This is a genomic window from Pseudoduganella buxea (assembly GCF_009720835.1).
Taxonomy (GTDB): Bacteria; Pseudomonadota; Gammaproteobacteria; order Burkholderiales; family Burkholderiaceae_D; genus Rugamonas; species Rugamonas buxea.
The window spans coordinates 13,039-29,499 of the sequence record NZ_WNKZ01000026.1 but is presented as its reverse complement, the minus strand read 5'-3'; the positions used below and the strand labels follow the sequence as shown (position 1 = coordinate 29,499).

General features: G+C 66.6%; 14 protein-coding genes. 9 read left to right on the top strand and 5 right to left on the bottom strand.

Annotated features, from left to right (window positions below):
- Nucleotides 1-10: 10 nt before the first annotated feature.
- The 4 genes from kynA to GM672_RS11270 all read left to right on the top strand — a co-directional run bounded on the left by kynA (nucleotide 11) and on the right by GM672_RS11270 (nucleotide 4,384).
- The gene (kynA, locus tag GM672_RS11285) at nucleotides 11-853 is read left to right on the top strand and encodes a tryptophan 2,3-dioxygenase (protein ID WP_155470633.1); all 843 of its coding nucleotides are present in this window, start codon (nucleotides 11-13) and stop codon (nucleotides 851-853) included.
- A gap of 81 nt (nucleotides 854-934) precedes the next feature.
- Nucleotides 935-1,627, top strand: coding sequence for a ribonuclease T2 family protein (locus GM672_RS11280; protein WP_155470632.1), 693 nt, complete (start codon nucleotides 935-937; stop codon nucleotides 1,625-1,627).
- A 59-nt stretch (nucleotides 1,628-1,686) separates the two neighbouring features.
- Nucleotides 1,687-3,924, top strand: a complete 2,238-nt coding sequence (locus tag GM672_RS11275) for an ATP-binding protein (RefSeq protein WP_155470631.1) — start codon at nucleotides 1,687-1,689, stop codon at nucleotides 3,922-3,924.
- A gap of 1 nt (nucleotide 3,925) precedes the next feature.
- The gene (locus GM672_RS11270) at nucleotides 3,926-4,384 is read left to right on the top strand and encodes a response regulator (protein WP_155470630.1); all 459 of its coding nucleotides are present in this window, start codon (nucleotides 3,926-3,928) and stop codon (nucleotides 4,382-4,384) included.
- A gap of 6 nt (nucleotides 4,385-4,390) precedes the next feature.
- Here GM672_RS11270 and GM672_RS11265 read toward each other — a convergent pair whose 3' ends face one another.
- The gene (locus GM672_RS11265) at nucleotides 4,391-5,986 is read right to left on the bottom strand and encodes a response regulator (protein ID WP_155470629.1); all 1,596 of its coding nucleotides are present in this window, start codon (nucleotides 5,984-5,986) and stop codon (nucleotides 4,391-4,393) included.
- A gap of 271 nt (nucleotides 5,987-6,257) precedes the next feature.
- Here GM672_RS11265 and GM672_RS11260 point away from each other — a divergent pair, with 271 nt between their 5' ends.
- Nucleotides 6,258-6,863 carry a CHRD domain-containing protein gene (locus GM672_RS11260; protein WP_155470628.1) on the top strand — a complete coding sequence of 202 codons (606 nt, stop codon included), beginning with the start codon at nucleotides 6,258-6,260 and terminating at the stop codon, nucleotides 6,861-6,863.
- A gap of 33 nt (nucleotides 6,864-6,896) precedes the next feature.
- Here the strand turns inward: GM672_RS11260 and GM672_RS11255 are convergent, their stop codons facing one another.
- The 4 genes from GM672_RS11255 to GM672_RS11240 form a co-directional block, all read right to left on the bottom strand.
- A complete protein-coding gene (locus GM672_RS11255; protein ID WP_371867057.1) occupies nucleotides 6,897-7,037 on the bottom strand; it encodes a hypothetical protein in 141 nt (46 codons plus the stop codon).
- Nucleotides 7,038-7,399: 362 nt separating this feature from the next.
- Nucleotides 7,400-7,957 (bottom strand): hypothetical protein, encoded by a 558-nt coding sequence (locus GM672_RS11250; protein WP_155470627.1) that lies wholly within the window; start codon nucleotides 7,955-7,957, stop codon nucleotides 7,400-7,402.
- A 163-nt stretch (nucleotides 7,958-8,120) separates the two neighbouring features.
- Entirely contained in the window at nucleotides 8,121-10,028 is a 1,908-nt protein-coding gene (gene htpG / locus GM672_RS11245) for a molecular chaperone HtpG (RefSeq protein WP_155470626.1), read from the bottom strand.
- 240 nt (nucleotides 10,029-10,268) lie between these two features.
- The gene (locus tag GM672_RS11240) at nucleotides 10,269-11,708 is read right to left on the bottom strand and encodes an aminotransferase-like domain-containing protein (RefSeq protein WP_155470625.1); all 1,440 of its coding nucleotides are present in this window, start codon (nucleotides 11,706-11,708) and stop codon (nucleotides 10,269-10,271) included.
- A 102-nt stretch (nucleotides 11,709-11,810) separates the two neighbouring features.
- Between GM672_RS11240 and GM672_RS11235 the strand changes: the two genes are divergently transcribed.
- The 4 genes from GM672_RS11235 to GM672_RS11220 all read left to right on the top strand — a co-directional run bounded on the left by GM672_RS11235 (nucleotide 11,811) and on the right by GM672_RS11220 (nucleotide 16,278).
- Nucleotides 11,811-12,740 carry a DMT family transporter gene (locus tag GM672_RS11235; protein WP_229417684.1) on the top strand — a complete coding sequence of 310 codons (930 nt, stop codon included), beginning with the start codon at nucleotides 11,811-11,813 and terminating at the stop codon, nucleotides 12,738-12,740.
- A gap of 165 nt (nucleotides 12,741-12,905) precedes the next feature.
- Nucleotides 12,906-13,367 carry a RidA family protein gene (locus GM672_RS11230; RefSeq protein WP_155470624.1) on the top strand — a complete coding sequence of 154 codons (462 nt, stop codon included), beginning with the start codon at nucleotides 12,906-12,908 and terminating at the stop codon, nucleotides 13,365-13,367.
- Between the two features lie 160 nt (nucleotides 13,368-13,527).
- Nucleotides 13,528-14,721 carry an aminotransferase-like domain-containing protein gene (locus GM672_RS11225; RefSeq protein WP_155470623.1) on the top strand — a complete coding sequence of 398 codons (1,194 nt, stop codon included), beginning with the start codon at nucleotides 13,528-13,530 and terminating at the stop codon, nucleotides 14,719-14,721.
- A 201-nt stretch (nucleotides 14,722-14,922) separates the two neighbouring features.
- Nucleotides 14,923-16,278, top strand: a complete 1,356-nt coding sequence (locus GM672_RS11220; protein ID WP_155470622.1) for a diguanylate cyclase domain-containing protein — start codon at nucleotides 14,923-14,925, stop codon at nucleotides 16,276-16,278.
- Nucleotides 16,279-16,461 lie beyond the last annotated feature (183 nt).

The window sequence follows — 16,461 nt, the reverse complement described above, 5'->3', positions numbered from 1 at the left end:
AGGCAGACATATGAGTATCGAAGACAAGAAGGACGGCCAGTGGCATGGCGCCCAGATGGATTTTTCCAAATCCATGAGCTATGGCGACTACCTGGGCCTGGAGCAGATCCTGAACGCCCAGCACCCGCGCTCGCCGAACCACAACGAGATGCTGTTCATCGTCCAGCACCAGACCAGCGAGCTGTGGATGAAGCTGATGCTGCACGAGATGCACGCCGTGCGCGCCCACCTGCAGGGCGACGACCTGGCGCCGGCCTTCAAGATGCTGGCCCGCGTGGCCCGCATCATGGACCAGCTGGTGCATGCGTGGGACGTGCTGGCCACGTTGACGCCGCCGGAGTACACGGCGATCCGCCCCTACCTGGGCGCCTCGTCGGGCTTCCAGTCGCACCAGTATCGCGAGATCGAATTCATCCTGGGGAACAAGAACGCGAACCTGCTGGCCGTGCACGAGGTGCGCCCCGACGTGCACGCCATCCTGCACCGGGCCCTGCACGAGCCCTCGGTCTATGACGAGGCGATCCGCGTGCTGGCCCGCGCCGGCCTGCCCGTCTCGCCGGCACGCCTGGCGGTCGACCCGACCCTGCCGACGGTGGCCGACGACTCCGTCAAGGCGGCCTGGCTGGCCGTCTACCGCGACCCTTCCCGCCATTGGGCCCTGTACGAGCTGGCCGAGAAGCTGGTGGACCTGGAGACGGCGTTCCGCTTCTGGCGCTTCCGCCACGTAACAACGGTGGAACGGGTGATCGGCTTCAAGACGGGCACCGGCGGCACGGCGGGCGTAAGCTACCTGAAAAAAATGCTGGATGTGGTGCTGTTCCCGGAATTGTTCGCGCTGAGGACCGAGCTGTAGGGAAGCGCGGGGGGCCGCCGCATTGCCGGATCGTCCCGCATGGCTTACCCTAGCGGGACTTTTCGCCGACAGGACAATGCCATGACCTTGAAGACCCGCCCATTGAACCGGAAAACACTGGTACTGCTGCCCCTGCTGGCGGCCGCCCTGCTGTGCGGCCCTGCCGAAGCGCGCAAGAAGAAGGCCGCGTCCGAGCCGGGGCAGTTCGACTACTACGCGCTGGCCATGAGCTGGTCGCCCCAGTACTGCGCCGGCAGCGGCAACCGCGATCCGCAGCAGTGCGCCGTCGGCCGCCAGCTGGGCTTCGTGCTGCACGGCCTGTGGCCCCAGTTCGAGAAGGGCTGGCCGCAGGACTGCTCGAACGAGGCGCTGCCCGACGCGGTGCGGGTCAAGTATGAAAAAATGTTCGCTTCGCCCAAGCTGATCGGCCACGAGTGGTCCAAGCACGGCACCTGCTCCGGCCTGTCCGCCGAGGACTACATGGCCCTGTCGGCCCGGCTGAAGGAAGGGCTGGCCATTCCCGCCGCCTACCGCAAGCCGGCCGAGCCGATCCGCGTGACGGCGAGCCAGTTCAAGGAGCAGTTCCGCAAGGCCAATCCGGCCCTGGCCGACGAATCCGTGCTGCCCTTCTGCACGGGCGGCGGGCGCTTCCTGCGCGAGATCCGCGCCTGCTACGACAAGGACGGCCATTCGCGCAGCTGCGCCGCCGGCGAAGCGAAGAGCGCCGCGAAAAGCTGCGGCCTGGGCTCCTTCCTGGTCCAGAGCGTACGGTAAACCGCCCAGGCAAACGGTCCGCTTGCACCGGCGGCCCCGTTTGCCGTTAAAATCGCCCCATGACACAGGACGGCACCTCCCTCGACCTCACCGGCTGCGACCGCGAACCGATCCGCACGCCCGGCAGCATCCAGCCACACGGCTTCGTGCTGGCGCTGGGCCCGGACGGCACCATCGTCCAGGCCAGCGACAATCTGCCCCAGTGGCTGGGCGTGACGCCGGAAGCGGTGCTGGGCCGGCCGCTGACGGACGCCATCGGCGCCAGGGCGGCAACCTTGCTGCAGCCGGAACTTGGCGACGACCGCGTGCGCGCCCTGCCCGGCTTTGCCGCCACCATCCGCATGGGCGCGGACGGCCAGGAACGCTTCGACGTGCTGGCGCACCGCCACGATGCGCTGCTGATGCTGGAATTCGAGTCGGTGGCGCGGGCCGGCGCGGCCGACTTCCGCCACCTGTATCCGCTGGTGGGCGACTTCCTGCAGCAGCTTTCCGACAACGACACGGTCGAACGGATGAGCGAAACGGCCGCACGCGAAATCCGCGCCGTGACGGGCTTCGGCCGTGTGCTGGTGTACAAGTTCGACGAGGACGGCCACGGCCACGTGCTGGCCGAGAGCAATGACGGCTCGCTGCCATCCTACCTGGGCCAGCGCTTCCCCGCCTCGGACGTGCCGAAGCAGGCGCGCGAGCTGTACATGGCCAACCGCATCCGGCTGATCAGCAATGCCGACTACACGCCGTCGCGCCTGGTGCCCGCCGCCAATCCGCTGACGGGCGCGGCCAACGACCTGTCCTTTGCCGCGCTGCGCAGCGTCTCGCCCATCCACCTGCAGTACATGCGCAATATGGGCACGTATGCGTCGATGTCCGTGTCGCTGATGGTCAAGGGCCGGCTGTGGGGCCTGATCTCCTGCCATAACGGCGCGCCCTGCCACGTGCCGTTCGAGAAGCGCACCGCCTGCGAGCAGCTGGGCCAGATCCTGGCGCTGCGCATCACCAGCCGCGAGGATGCCGACGAGCTGCAGTTCCGGCTCGACGTGCGCCGCGTGATGGTCACCGTGCTGGGCGGCCTGACCCAGGGCGCGGACTTCATCGAGAACGTCGGCGGCGTCTTCCCCGAGCTGCTGCAGTTCGCCCGCGCCGGCGGCGCCGCCATCGTCGTCGACGAGCGCATCGTCACCTACGGCGACACGCCGGGGCACGAGCAGATACGCGCCCTGGTGGCGTGGCTGGTGCAGTCCACTCACGGCGACCTGTACCAGACCGACCGCCTGGGCGAGCAGTATGCGCCCGCGCGCGAGTTCCAGCGCAGCGCCAGCGGCCTGCTGGCGATGCCGATCTCGCGCATCCACCAGCACTACCTGCTGTGGTTCCGCCCCGAATTCGTCCACACGGTGGACTGGGCCGGCCCGCCCCAGGACAAGACCCGTACCGACCTGCCGCTGAGCCCGCGCACCAGCTTCGCCACGTGGCGCGAGACCATCCACGGCCGCAGCGCGCCGTGGCATCCGGGCGAGATCGAGATGGCGCTGGAGTTCCGCACGGCCCTGCTGGGCATCGTGCTGGAACGGGCCGAACAGATGGCCGAACTGGCCGAGGAGCTGGGCCGCGCCAACAAGGAACTGGAAGCGTTCTCGTATTCCGTGTCGCACGACCTGCGCGCGCCGCTGCGCCATATCGTCGGCTTTTCCGACCTGCTGCTGGAGGCGGCCGGCAACGACACCCTGGAGAAGCGCCAGCGCTTCCTGAAGAACATCAAGGAATCGGCCCACCTGGCCGGCAAGCTGGTGGACGACCTGCTGAGCTTCTCGCAGATGGGGCGGGCCTCGCTGCGCCCCGTGCAGGTGGACATGAACGAGCTGGTACGCTCCTGCATCGCCAAGCTGGCGATGGACACGCGCGGCCGCGACGTGCAATGGCGGGTCACGGAATTGCCCGGCATCGTGGCTGACCCGGCCTTCATCCAGCTGGCCTTGTATAATCTGCTGTCGAACGCCGTAAAATTCACCGGCCAGCGCGACCAGGCCGTGATCTGCGTGGACGGCCGCCGCGACGGCAACGAGACCATTTTTGAAGTACGCGACAACGGCGTGGGCTTCAACATGGACTACGTGCACAAGCTGTTCGGTGTATTCCAGCGCCTGCACCGGATGGAGGATTTCCAGGGCACGGGCATCGGGCTGGCCAATGTGCGCCGCATTATCGAACGGCACGGTGGCCGGGTCGAAGCCCGCTCGGTGCCGGGCGAGGGCGCGACGTTCACCTTTACGATTCCGAATTCATTACCGCCTGTATAGCATGATCAAACCCATCCTCCTCGTGGAAGACAACCCCCACGACCTCGAACTGACCCTGATCGCTCTGGAGAAGAGTCAGCTCGCCAACGAAGTCATCATCGTGCGCGACGGCGCCGAGGCGCTCGACTACCTGAACTGCCGCGGCGAGTTCACGGGCCGGCAAAAGGGCAATCCGGCCGTTGTGCTGCTCGATTTGAAACTGCCGAAGGTGGACGGGCTGGAAGTGCTCCGCGAAATCCGCGGCGCAACTGAGTTGCGCAGCCTGCCGGTGGTGATGCTGACGTCCTCGCGCGAGGAGCAGGACCTGGTACGCAGCTATGAACTGGGCGTGAACGCCTATGTCGTCAAGCCGGTCGACTTCCAGGAATTCGTCCGCGCCATTTCCGACCTGGGCATCTTCTGGGCCGTGCTGAACGAACCGCCACCGGGGTCGCAGCGCTACGTGCGCCCGCAGCAATAAGCCTCGTCAGGCGGCCTTGCGCCGCCGCAGCAGGTGGCGGATGCGGGCGCTCAGCACGTCCGCGTTGTACGGCTTCTGCAGCAGGCTGATGGTGGGGTCCAGTTTCCCTTCGTGGGCCAGCACCCCTTCCGCATACCCCGACGTAAACAGGATCTGCGCCTTCGGCAGCTTGCGCCGCACCAGTTCCGACAGTTCCAGGCTGCTCATGCGGCCGGGCATGATCACGTCCGTGAACAGCAGGTCGATGTCGGCGCCGTCCTCGATCTGGCGCGCGGCGTGGTCGGCATCCTCGGCCTGCAGCACCTGGTAGCCCAGTGCCGACAGCAGTTCGGCCGTCGCTTCGCGCACGGCCGTCTCGTCTTCCACCACGAGGATGGTCTCGATGCCGCCGAACAGGGGCGCCGATTGCGTTTCTTCCTCGTGGGCCGGGGCCTGCTCGCTGCGGCGCAGGAAAATGCGCACGCTGGTGCCCTGGCCCGGGGTACTTTTCAGGGAAATCTCGCCGCCGGACTGCTTGACGAAGCCGTACGCCATCGACAGGCCCAGGCCCGTGCCCTGGCCGGTGGGCTTGGTCGTGAAGAAAGGCTCGAAGGCGCGGTGCAGCACGTCGGGCGCCATGCCCTTGCCCGTGTCGGCCACTTCGATCATCAGGTAGTCGCCATTGCCCGTTTCCGACAGCTCCGGCGCGCCGCTGGGGATGTTGCGCGCGCGCAGGGTCAAAGTGCCGCCGCCCGGCATGGCGTCGCGCGCGTTGATGGCCAGGTTCAGGATGACGTTGTGCAGCTGGCTGGGGTCGACCGCCGTGCTCCACAGCGCGGGCGCGATATCGGTGACGATGGCGGCCTGCGGCCCCAGCACGCGGCGCAGCATGTCCTCCATGTCGGCCAGCACGGCCGACGGGTCGATGACGACGGCCTGCAGCGGCTGGCGCCGGGCAAAAGCCAGCAGGTGGGCCGCCAGGCGCGCGCCCCGCTCGACGCCGGCCAGTGCCGTATCGATGCGGGTGCGGGCATTGTCGTTGACGCCGCCGATCAGTTTCAGCAATTGCAGGTTGCCGCCGATGATCTGCAGCACGTTGTTGAAGTCATGCGCCACGCCGCCCGTCAACTGGCCGATGGCTTCCATCTTCTGGGCCTGGTGCAGCGCGGCCTGGCTGGCCCGCAGCGCTTCCTGGCTGCGCGCCAGCGACGCAAACGCCTCGTCGCGCTGGCGCGCGGCCACGCAGGCACCGCTGTGATAGCGCACCCGCGCCACCAGCTCGCGCGGGTCGGGCCACTTCACCAGGTAATCGTTGGCACCGGCCGCAAATGCCTGCACCTTGATCTCCGCATCCTGCTCGGATGACAGCAGCACGACGGGAATACTGGCGGTACGGGGATCGGCGCGCAGGTTGCGCACGACGGTAAAGCCGTCCGTGCCGGGCATGCGCAGGTCGACCAGCACGACCGTGGCCTCGACCCGCAGGGCCAGCTCCACGGCCCGTTCGGCGCAATGTTCGTAACAGAGCGCGATGTCGGCGTGGTCTTCCAGACTGTGCTGCAGGTAATCCCGCGCCAGCGCTTCGTCGTCGATCAGGAGGACGGAACAGATACTGTGTTGCATGGAGCGAGACGGCCCGAATGTTTATGGATGAACAGCAATATTGTATTTTACTTTAGAACCCGCCCCACAGACAGCAGCCGCGTTCAACCGTGCGCGCTCCGGCAAAGTTGCCTGAAAACCAGGGACAGTCCCTGGTTTTCAGGCAACTTTGTCGATGGATTTGACAGTTCAGTGAGGAAAATCGGCCAAGTCCTTGATTTTTCACCTTGTGCGCGCCGGGCGCGCCATTTGCTTGCACGATGATTTCTTATTACGCCGAGGAGATCGAGTCATGTCCAATATCGTCACAACGGGAATCAAGGCGACCGCCGCGCTGGCCTTCATGCTGGTCGGATTAAGTGCCCAGGCCGCCATCTTCACGACCACCCTGAGCGGCGCGGCCGAAGCGCCGCCGAACGGGTCACCGGGGACGGGCACGGCCACGGTCGAGCTGGATCTGACGGCCCACACCTTGTCCGTGGACGTGACGTTTTCCGGTTTGCTTGGAACGACCACCGCCACCCACATCCACTGCTGCACAGCCGTGCCGGGCGAAGGCACGGCCGGCGTGGCCTCGCAGACACCCACCTTCATCGACTTCCCCGCCGGCGTGACGTCGGGCAGCTACTTCCACGTGTTCGACACCACCGATCCGGCCACGTGGAACCAGGCTTTCATCAACGCCAACGGCGGCACCACGGCAGGCGCCGAGGCGGCCCTGCTGGCCGGGCTCAATGGCGGCCAGGCCTACCTGAACGTGCACAGCACTTTCGCGCCGGGCGGAGAGATCCGCGGCTTCCTGCAGCCGGTGCCGGAGCCGGCCACCGTGGCGATGCTGGCGGCCGGCGCGCCCCTGTTGCTGGTGCTGGCGCGGCGGCGCAGGCAGGGTGCCCGGTAGACCAGACCAGGGGGCCTGCCCTCCCCTTGGCCATCAGGCCTGGGGAATCGGGTTGGCCACCATCGCCGTGTTGAAGGCGTTGACGAGCGCATGCTCGCCGGCGCCGGGATTGTCGCGCAGCGGCCGCACGCTGTCGACCAGCACCTCCTCGGCATCCGTCGCAAGGCCCCGCATCGTTTCGGCGATAAGGCGTCCAGCGGCATGGCGCGCGGGACTAAAACCCCTCCTTTCAGGACATCCATGGCCAATCGCATCGCCCTTGTCGTCTTCCCCGGTTTCCAGATCCGGGACCTGCCCGCCCTGATCGTCTTCGAAGTGGCCAACCTGATACAGGGCGAGGCACGCCATGAAGTCGAGACGGTGTCGCCCGACGGCCGCCCCGTGAGGAAAGGATGCGCCGCGCGTTCGTGCGCACCCTGGGCAAGCCGCCGCGCGCCGTGCTGCGCGAGGCCCGCGTGCGGGGCGGCTACGATTTGCCGGACCTGGCAGGCGCTTGAGGGAAGGGCCGGCCCGGCCCCGGCAATTCGGGGCGAGTACTACACCTCCGGCGGCGGCGCCACCACTTCGTCGACGCGGCCGTCGCAATGCTCGGTCCATTCCTGCTGCTCGTTCATGACGACATGCAGGCGCAGCACGCGCCCCATGTGCCGGGCCATCGCCTGCTTGCGTTCGGGCGTGTCGTCGATCATGCGGCGCAGCCGCCACAGGGCATCGCCGTAAGGAGCCAGCCGGGCGGCGATGGTGCCCATGCAGTCGCCGGCGTGCGTCAGCATTGCCAGTGCATGGCGCGAATCCTCGTCGTTGGTGGCGAGGATGCCGTACTGGCTGGCGATCACGGCATTCTCGACGGCCCGCACCACCCGCCTGTCGCTGCCGAAGTGGCGGGCGATATGGCGCTCCAGGTCGTCGCGCAGGCCGTTGTCGTTCGTGTCGATGCCGGCCAGGGTCTCGCGTCCCGCCTCGCCCGGGTCGGGCGGCAGTTCCGCGCCCTGGACAATTGCGTCGGGTGGATTGGCCGCGGCCAGGGTGCCCGGCAAACCCGGCGACAGGACGGCGGCGGCAAGCATGAACAGACCGCCGGCAGTGGTGTACATGGCGCTTCCCCGTGAAAGTGGAAGCCCAGCATAGCGGCGCACTGGCACGCCGAAGTTGCCATGCATCAATACCTGCGTGGCTCGCGCAAATTTCCAACGAAAAAAGGCCCGGTCGATTGCCGACCGGGCCGCTGCTGTGGTGCTCGTATTGCTGCCGCGTGAGTTACTTCAGCAGCATCTCGTTGATGCGCTTCACGAACGCGGCCGGGTCCGTCAGCGTACCGCCTTCGGCCAGCAGCGCCTGGTCGAACAGGATATGGGTCCAGTCGGCGAACTTGCCGTCTTCCGCGTTCTCATACTTCAGGCGCGTGACCAGGGGGTGGTTCGGATTGATTTCCAGGATGGGCTTCGATTCCGGCGCATTCTGGCCGGCCGCCTTCAGCATGCGCAGCAGGTTGCCCGACAGCTCGTGCTCGTCCGCCACCAGGCAGGCAGGCGAATCGGTCAGGCGGAACGTCACGCGCACTTCCTTGGCCTTGTCGGCCAGCGCCTCGCCCATCTTCGTCACCAGCTCCTTGTACTGGTTTTCCGTTTCCTCGTGTTCCTTCTTCTCGGCCTCGTCTTCCAGCTGGCCCAGGTCCAGGCCGCCCTTGGCGACGGACACCAGCTCCTTGCCTTCGAACTCGGTCAGGAAGGACAGCATCCATTCGTCGACGCGGTCCGTCAGCAGCAGTACTTCGACGCCTTTTTTCCGGAAGATCTCCAGGTGCGGGCTGTTCTTCGCGGCCGTGAAGCTGTCGGCGGTCACGTAATAGATCTTCTCCTGGCCTTCCTTCATGCGCGCCACGTAGTCGGCCAGCGCCACGTTCTGGTCAGCCGTGTCGGCGTGGGTCGAGGCGAAGCGCAGCAGCTTGGCCAGGCGGTCCTTGTTGCCCATGTCCTCGCCGATGCCTTCCTTCAGCACCTGGCCGAATTCGGTCCAGAAGGTGGCGTACTTGTCCTTCTTGTCCTGCTCTTCGGCGTTCGCCAGCTCTTCCAGCATGCCGATGACACGCTTGGTCGAGCCTTCGCGGATGGCCTTGACGTCGCGCGACTCCTGCAGGATTTCACGCGACACGTTCAGCGGCAGGTCGGCCGAGTCGATCACGCCCTTGACGAAGCGCAGGTAGGTCGGCATCAGCTGCTCGGCGTCGTCCATGATGAAGACGCGCTTGACGTACAGCTTCAGGCCGCCGCGCTTGTTGCGGTCCCACAGGTCGAACGGGGCCTTGGCCGGCACGTACAGCAGCTGCGTGTACTCGCTGCGCCCTTCCACGCGGTTGTGCGTGTAGGTCAGCGGCGCGGCGAAGTCGTGCGACACGTGCTTGTAGAACTCCTCGTACTGCTCGGGCGTGATGTCGCTCTTCGAACGGGCCCACAGGGCGCTGGCCTGGTTGATGGTTTCCAGCTCGTCCTTCGTGACGGTTTCCTTCTTCTCCTCGTCCCATTCCTCTTTCGCCATCTGGATCGGCAGCGAGATATGGTCGGAGTACTTGCGGATGATGGACTTGAGCTTCCATGCCGACAGCAGCTCGTCCTCGCCTTCGCGCAGGTGCAGGGTGATATCGGTGCCGCGGCCCGTCTTCTCGATGGCCTCGACGCTGTAGTCGCCCTCGCCGCTCGATTCCCAGCGCACGGCGTCAGTCGCTTCGAGCCCCGCCCGGCGCGTCTCGACGGTGATCTTGTCGGCGACGATGAAGCCGGAGTAGAAGCCGACGCCGAACTGGCCGATCAGGGCCGCGTCCTTCTGCTGGTCGCCGGACAATTTGCCGAAGAATTCCTTGGTGCCGGACTTGGCGATCGTGCCCAGGTGCGAGATGACCTCGTCCCGGCTCATGCCGATGCCGTTGTCCGAAATGGTGATGGTGCGGGCGGCCTTGTCGAAGCTGACCTTGATGGCCAGTTCGTGGTCGTTGCCGTACAGGGCGTCGTTGTTGATCGCCTCGAAGCGCAGCTTGTCGGCCGCATCCGATGCATTCGAGATCAGCTCGCGCAGGAAGATTTCCTTGTTCGAGTACAGCGAGTGGATCATCAACTGCAGCAGTTGTTTCACTTCGGCCTGGAAGCCCAGAGTTTCTTTGTTATCAGCCATTTCTACCTCAATAATATTGTTGAGCAGGGGTTCAGGGATTGCCGGGATATGGATGTCTTTTGAGCGATTTCAAGACCCCGCCTGCGGCACCTGCCCACGGGATGCCAATCATATAACTTTTCAGCCCACACGGACAGCCGTGAAATATTGCCAAAAAAATGGGGACAGACCCCATTTTTGCAGCAACATTGCCTGAAAACAGGGGACTGTCCCCGGTTTTGGGCCGCGGTCGGGCGGGCTTCAGGTGAGCTCGCGCTCGAGGAAGCGCCACACGGCCGGGTCCTGCATGGCGGCGATGTTCAGGCGCATGTAGTTCGACGGCAGCTGGGTGGGCGAGAACAGGCTGCCCGGGGCCAGCAGCAGGCCCGCGGCCATGGCCCGTTCGGCCAGCACGTTCGTGTCGCGGCCGGCGTCTGCCCAGACGAACAGCCCGGCCGGCGGCGCCGTGTCGATTGTCAAGCCGACCCGCTCCATCTGTCGCACGGTGCGGGCGCGCAGCCCGTCCAGGCGGTGGCGCATGCGCTCGGCGTGCTTGCGATACGAGCCTTCGACGAGGATCTGGTGCACCACCCGCTCGCCGATATCGGACGTGGTCAAGGTCTGCAGCATCTTGCGGTCCGACAGGCGCCGCGCCAGCTCGGGCGACGTGGCGATGAAGCCCACGCGCAGGTTTGCCGCCATCGTCTTCGAAAAGCCGCCCAGGTAGATCACGTTGCGCAGCTGGTCCAGCGCGGCCAGGCGCGTGACGGGCTGGATCGCCGCGCCGGGGTGCAGGTCGCAATAGATGTCGTCCTCCACCACCGTGATGCCGTGCTGCTCGGCGATGCGCAGCACCTGGAAGGCCTTGGCGGCCGACAGCGAGGCCGACGTCGGGTTGTGCAGTACCGAGTTGATGACGTACAGCTTCGGCTTGTGCAGCGCCGCCAGCTCGGCCAGGCGGGCCAGGTCGGGGCCGTCGGCCTGGCGCGGGATGCCGATGACGCGCGCGCCCAGCGCGGCGAACGACGCGAACATCAGGAACCAGGCCGGGTCGTCGACGAAGATGGTGTCGCCCGGGCGGGTGAATTCGCGCGCCACCATGTCCAGCGCCTGCGTCACGCCGGCCGTCGTGACGATCTGCTCCGGCCCGGCGCCAATTTCCAGCGCCGCCAGCTTGTGCTGCAACTGCTGGCGCAGCGGCAGGTAGCCTTGCGGCACGCCGTAGTTCAGCAGGATATCCTCGCGCCGGCGCGTCACGTGGCGCAGGGCCTGCGCGATGGCAGCGCCGTCCAGCCACTCGCTGGGCAGGACGCCCGTGCCCGGCATCTGCTGGTGCGGCAGCTGGCGGAACATATTGCGCACCAGCCAGACCACGTCCAGTTGCTGCTGCACGGGTTCGGCAGCGGCGGACGGCGCACGGGGCGGCGCGCTGCGGGCCCGGACGAAAAAGCCGGCGCCCCGGCGCGATTCCAGGTAGCCACGGGCCACCAGCTTGTCGTAGGCCGCCACCACCGTAAACGGCGACACGCCGTGGCTGGCGGCGAAGGCGCGGATCGACGGCATGCGGGCGCCGGCGCGCAGCATGCCGTCGTCGACGCGCCCGGCCACGGTGGCGACGATCTGGTCCGTCAGCGACGCCGCCCCTGCGCGGCTGAGCGCGCCCACGGCAGAAGCGGGGGCCGGGATTGCTGTATTGGTCATATTCCCATCACAGTGTTTGGTTTGCGCCGGGAAAGTGTATAGGCACTGTACTGGCGAACTGTCTTACGATACCTGCAACGTCACTAAAAATCCACTACCGCCATGACCAGCCGCCCGATCGCCGCGCCACTGCCCCGCCCCGCCGCGGCCACCGAACTGGCCGGCATGCTGCTGGGCCTGGTCGGGGTCGCCATCTTCAGCCTGACCTTGCCGTTCACCCGGCTGGCCGTGTCCGAACTGGACGCCATCTTCGTGGCGATGGGCCGGGCCGTCGTCGCCGCGCTGCTGGCCGGCCTGTGGCTGTGGTCGCGCCGTGCACCGCTACCGCCCAGGCGGGCCTGGCCCGCGCTGGCGGCCGTGGCGGCCGGCTGCGTCATCGGCTTCCCCCTGCTGACGTCGCTGGCGATGCGCTCCTTGCCCGCCGCGCACGGCGCCGTGCTGGTCGGCATCCTGCCCCTGGCCACGGCCCTGTTCGCCGCATTGCGGGGCCATGAGCGGCCGTCGCCCGCCTTCTGGTGCAGCGCGCTGCTGGGGTCGAGCCTCGTCATCGGCTTCGCCTTGTACCAGGGCGGCGGCAGCCTGCATGCGGCCGACCTGGCCATCTTCGCCGCCGTGCTGGCCGCCGCCTTCGGCTACGCGGAAGGCGGCCGGCTGGCGCAGACCCTGGGCGGCGAAGCCGTGATCTGCTGGGCCCTGCTGCTGTCGCTGCCCGTGGCCGTGCCGCTGACGGTGTGGCAGTGCTGGCAGCACGGCGGCGCCATCGCGCAGGCTGGCCTGCCGGCCTGGCTGGGCTTCGGCTACACCTGCCTGTTCTCGATGTTCCTGGGGTTCTTCTTCTGGTACCGGGGCATGGCGCTGGGCGGCGTGGCCCGCGTCGGCCAGGTGCAGCTGGTCCAGCCTTTCCTGACCCTGCTCGGCGCTGCCCTCGTGCTGGGCGAAGCGCTGCAGACGGGGCATGTCGTGTTCGCGCTCGCCGTCATCGCGGTGGTCGCCATCGGCCGCCGGACCGCCGTACAGCGGCGTCCCGCCTAGTGCCATGTTGTGCCCGCAACGGCCCAAAATGCCGGAGTTAATTCGGCGGCAAGATGTGGGCAGGCTTGCCGCCAAGTCGTACAATACCGTTCTTACAGCCATGGCTGTCACCGACCAACCCGCCAGGCCGGGCCCCGCGCCCGCCGGCATTGACCAAGAGTTCACATGTCCGTATACGAAAAACTGAAATCGCTCGATATCACGCTGGCCGCGCCGGCCGCTCCCGTTGCCGCCTATGTCATGTGGGCCAGAACGGGCAACCTCGTGTTCCTGTCCGGCCATATCGCCAAGAAGCCGGACGGCAGCGTGTGGGCCGGCCAGCTGGGCAAGAATATCGACACGGCCGAAGGCCAGCAGGCCGCGCGCGCCATCGCCATCGACCTGATCGGCACCCTGCAGGAAGCGGCCGGCGGCGACCTGAACAAGGTCACGCGCATCGTCAAGGTGATGAGCCTGGTCAATTCCACGTCCGACTATACCGACCAGCACCTGGTCACGAACGGCTGCTCCGAGCTGCTGGGCGAAGTGTTCGGCGAAGCCGGCAAGCATGCCCGCTCGGCCTTCGGCGTGGCGCAGATTCCCCGCGGCGCCTGCGTCGAGATCGAACTGATCGCCGAAATCGGCTGATCATCCAGCATTCCGGACGGCGCTTTACCCGGCGCTGCCCGAACCGAGGCTGTTTCGCCATGGTGCCCACCGCGCCATGGCGAAGCGGCCTCCCAGACGCCGCCACAAGCGCGCTTGTCCGCCCGGGTCCGCCCCGGCAAAAATCCTTCTGAGAGTTTGTATGAAAATCGAAAACCCCAACCCGATCCAGTGGCGCTTCTCCGAGCGCGCCAGCCAGCTGCAAAGCTCCTTCATCCGCGAGATCCTGAAGATCACGCAGCAGCCGGAAATCATCTCCTTCGCCGGCGGCCTGCCGTCGCCGCTGACCTTCCCCGTCGAAGCGATGAAGAGCGCCTACGACAAGGTACTGACGACCCACGGCAAGACGGCCCTGCAGTACGGCCCGACGGACGGCTACATGCCGCTGCGCCAGTGGATCGCCGACATGCTGTCCAAGGATGGCGCCAAGATCGTGCCGGAACAGGTGCTGATGGTGTCGGGTTCGCAGCAGGCACTGGACCTGCTGGGCAAGGTGCTGATCGACGAAGGCAGCCGCGTGCTGGTCGAGACCCCCAGCTACCTGGGCGCCCTGCAGGCGTTTTCCGTGTACCGCCCCGAATTCAAGTCCGTCGCCACCGATGAAGACGGCCTGGTGCCGTCGTCGCTGGACGCCGTCGCCGAAGGCGCGCGCCTGCTGTACGCACTGCCGAACTTCCAGAACCCGACCGGCCGCACCCTGACCGTGGCGCGCCGCCAGGAGCTGGTGGAAACCTGCGCCCGCCTGGGCCTGCCGCTGATCGAGGACGACCCGTACGGCGCCCTGTCGTACAAGGGCGACCCGCTGCCGAAGATGGTGGCGATGAACCCGGAAGGCGTGATCTACATGGGCTCCTTCTCGAAGGTGCTGACCCCCGGCATCCGCCTGGGCTACGTGGTGGCGCCGCTGCCGCTGGTGCGCCGCCTGGAACTGGCCAAGCAGGCCGCCGACCTGCACACGGCCCAGCTGACGCAGATGGTCGTGCACGAAGTGATCAAGGACGGCTTCCTGGACCAGCACATCCCCACCATCCGCGAACTGTACGGCAACCAGTGCCAGGCCATGCTCGACGCGATGGCCGAGCACTTCCCCGCCAGCGCCACGTGGACCAAGCCCGAAGGCGGCATGTTCATCTGGGTCACCCTGCCCAAGCACATCAACGCGATGGAGCTGCTGGACGAAGCCATCAAGGAAAAAGTCGCCTTCGTGCCCGGTTCGCCGTTCTACGCCAACGAGCCGGAAACGAATACCTTGCGCCTGTCCTTTGTGACGGTGCCGCCGGAACGCATCCGCCAGGGCATCGCCATCCTGGGCAAGCTGATCGCTGCCCGCCTGTAAGCAACGGCACGCAGCCGACAGCCCGCCCGGCCCCGTGCCCGGCGGGCTTTTTTGTGTCCTGGACAACACCCATTAAACAGGCGACAACGAGAGCTGATCAACAGTTACAGCGAGCGTCGCTTTTCGTCCAAAAAATAATGATATTCGACAATTTAAATTAGCTTGCGGGTATCATCGAGGCAGACTCTACAAGGAAGCCAGATGAACCCAGGCAGTACCGGTTTCTCCGCGCGCCGCGATGCCGCGATCCTCATCGTCGACGATGCGCCGGACAACCTTTTGGCGCTGCGCCAGCAGATGGCCGACCAGGGGTACCAGACTTTCGTCGCCAATTCCGGCGAACGAGCCTTGCAAGTGGCGCGGCGCGTGCACCCCGACCTGATCCTGCTCGACATCATGATGCCCGGCATGGACGGCTTCGCCACATGCCGCGAACTGAAGGCACATCCCGTCACGCAGCGCATCCCCGTGATCTTCATCAGCGGCCGCACCGAGACCGATGCCGTCGTGGCCGGGTTCGACCTGGGCGCCGTCGACTATATCGGCAAGCCCTTGCGCATGCCCGAGGTGTGCGCCCGCGTGCGCACGCAGCTGTCGATCCGCGCCGACAGCGAGACCCAGTTCGAACAGGCCGAACGCCTGCGCACGATCGTCAACAGCATGGCCGAGGGCCTGTTGATCATCGAGGCCAACGGCCGCATCCAGTTCACCAATCCGGCCTGCGACGGCTACCTGGGCTACGCGCCCGAGGAACTGGCCGGGCGCCATATCGCCGACCTGCTCAATCCCCTGGTGGCACAGGAATACCTGGACTACTTCGCCCGCTATGCGGCCAGCCCGGACACGGCGCACAGCCACGGCACGCGCGAAGTCATCATCCGCCACAAGCAGGGCAAGTCGGTGTGCATGGACCTGACGTTGACGCCGATGTTCCTGCGCCAGCCCCTCTTCATCGGCCTGCTGCACGACATCACCCACCATAAACTTTCCGAGGATGCGCTGCAGCGTGCGGCGATGGTCGACCCGCTGACGCAGCTGGCCAACCGCCGCCACTTCGACAGCTTCCTGGAAAAGGAGTGGCAGCGCGCCACCCGCACGGGCGCGCCCCTGTCGCTGATGGTGCTCGACGTCGACCACTTCAAGCTCTACAACGACAACCTGGGCCACGCCGCCGGCGACGTCTGCCTGCAGCAGGTGGCCCGCGCCATCGCCGACCATGCGCTGCGCGGCACCGACCTGGCCGCCCGCTACGGCGGCGAGGAATTCGTGCTGCTGTTCGCAGAAACGGACGCCGCCGCTGCCAGTGCGCTGGCCGAATCCGTGCGTGCCCACATCGAGGCGCTGCAACTGCCGCACCCGAAGTCGCCCACGTCGCCATGGATCACCGTCAGCATCGGCGTCGCCACCATGCAGCCGCAGCAGGGCGACGCCATCGAGGCCCTGTTCGTCGTCGCCGACCGCGCCATGTACGTCGCCAAGGAGGAGGGCCGCAACCAGGTCCGTACCACCCGCGCCGGCGGCAACGGGCTCGAAGCGGTACGGGCGCTGGCGCGGTAGCGGGGCATTCGGTGTCAGACACCTGAATCAACGCACGCAGATCCCAGCCGGTGTTGCCCAAAAACCGGTGCGGCGAACCGGCAGGTTTCGAGCAAGTGTCCCCGAGCGCCGGGGAACGGAGGCCTTTGAACAGGTGCCTGACATCGAATTGGGCGCCGGAGCCTGAACTCGCAGGACACCCGC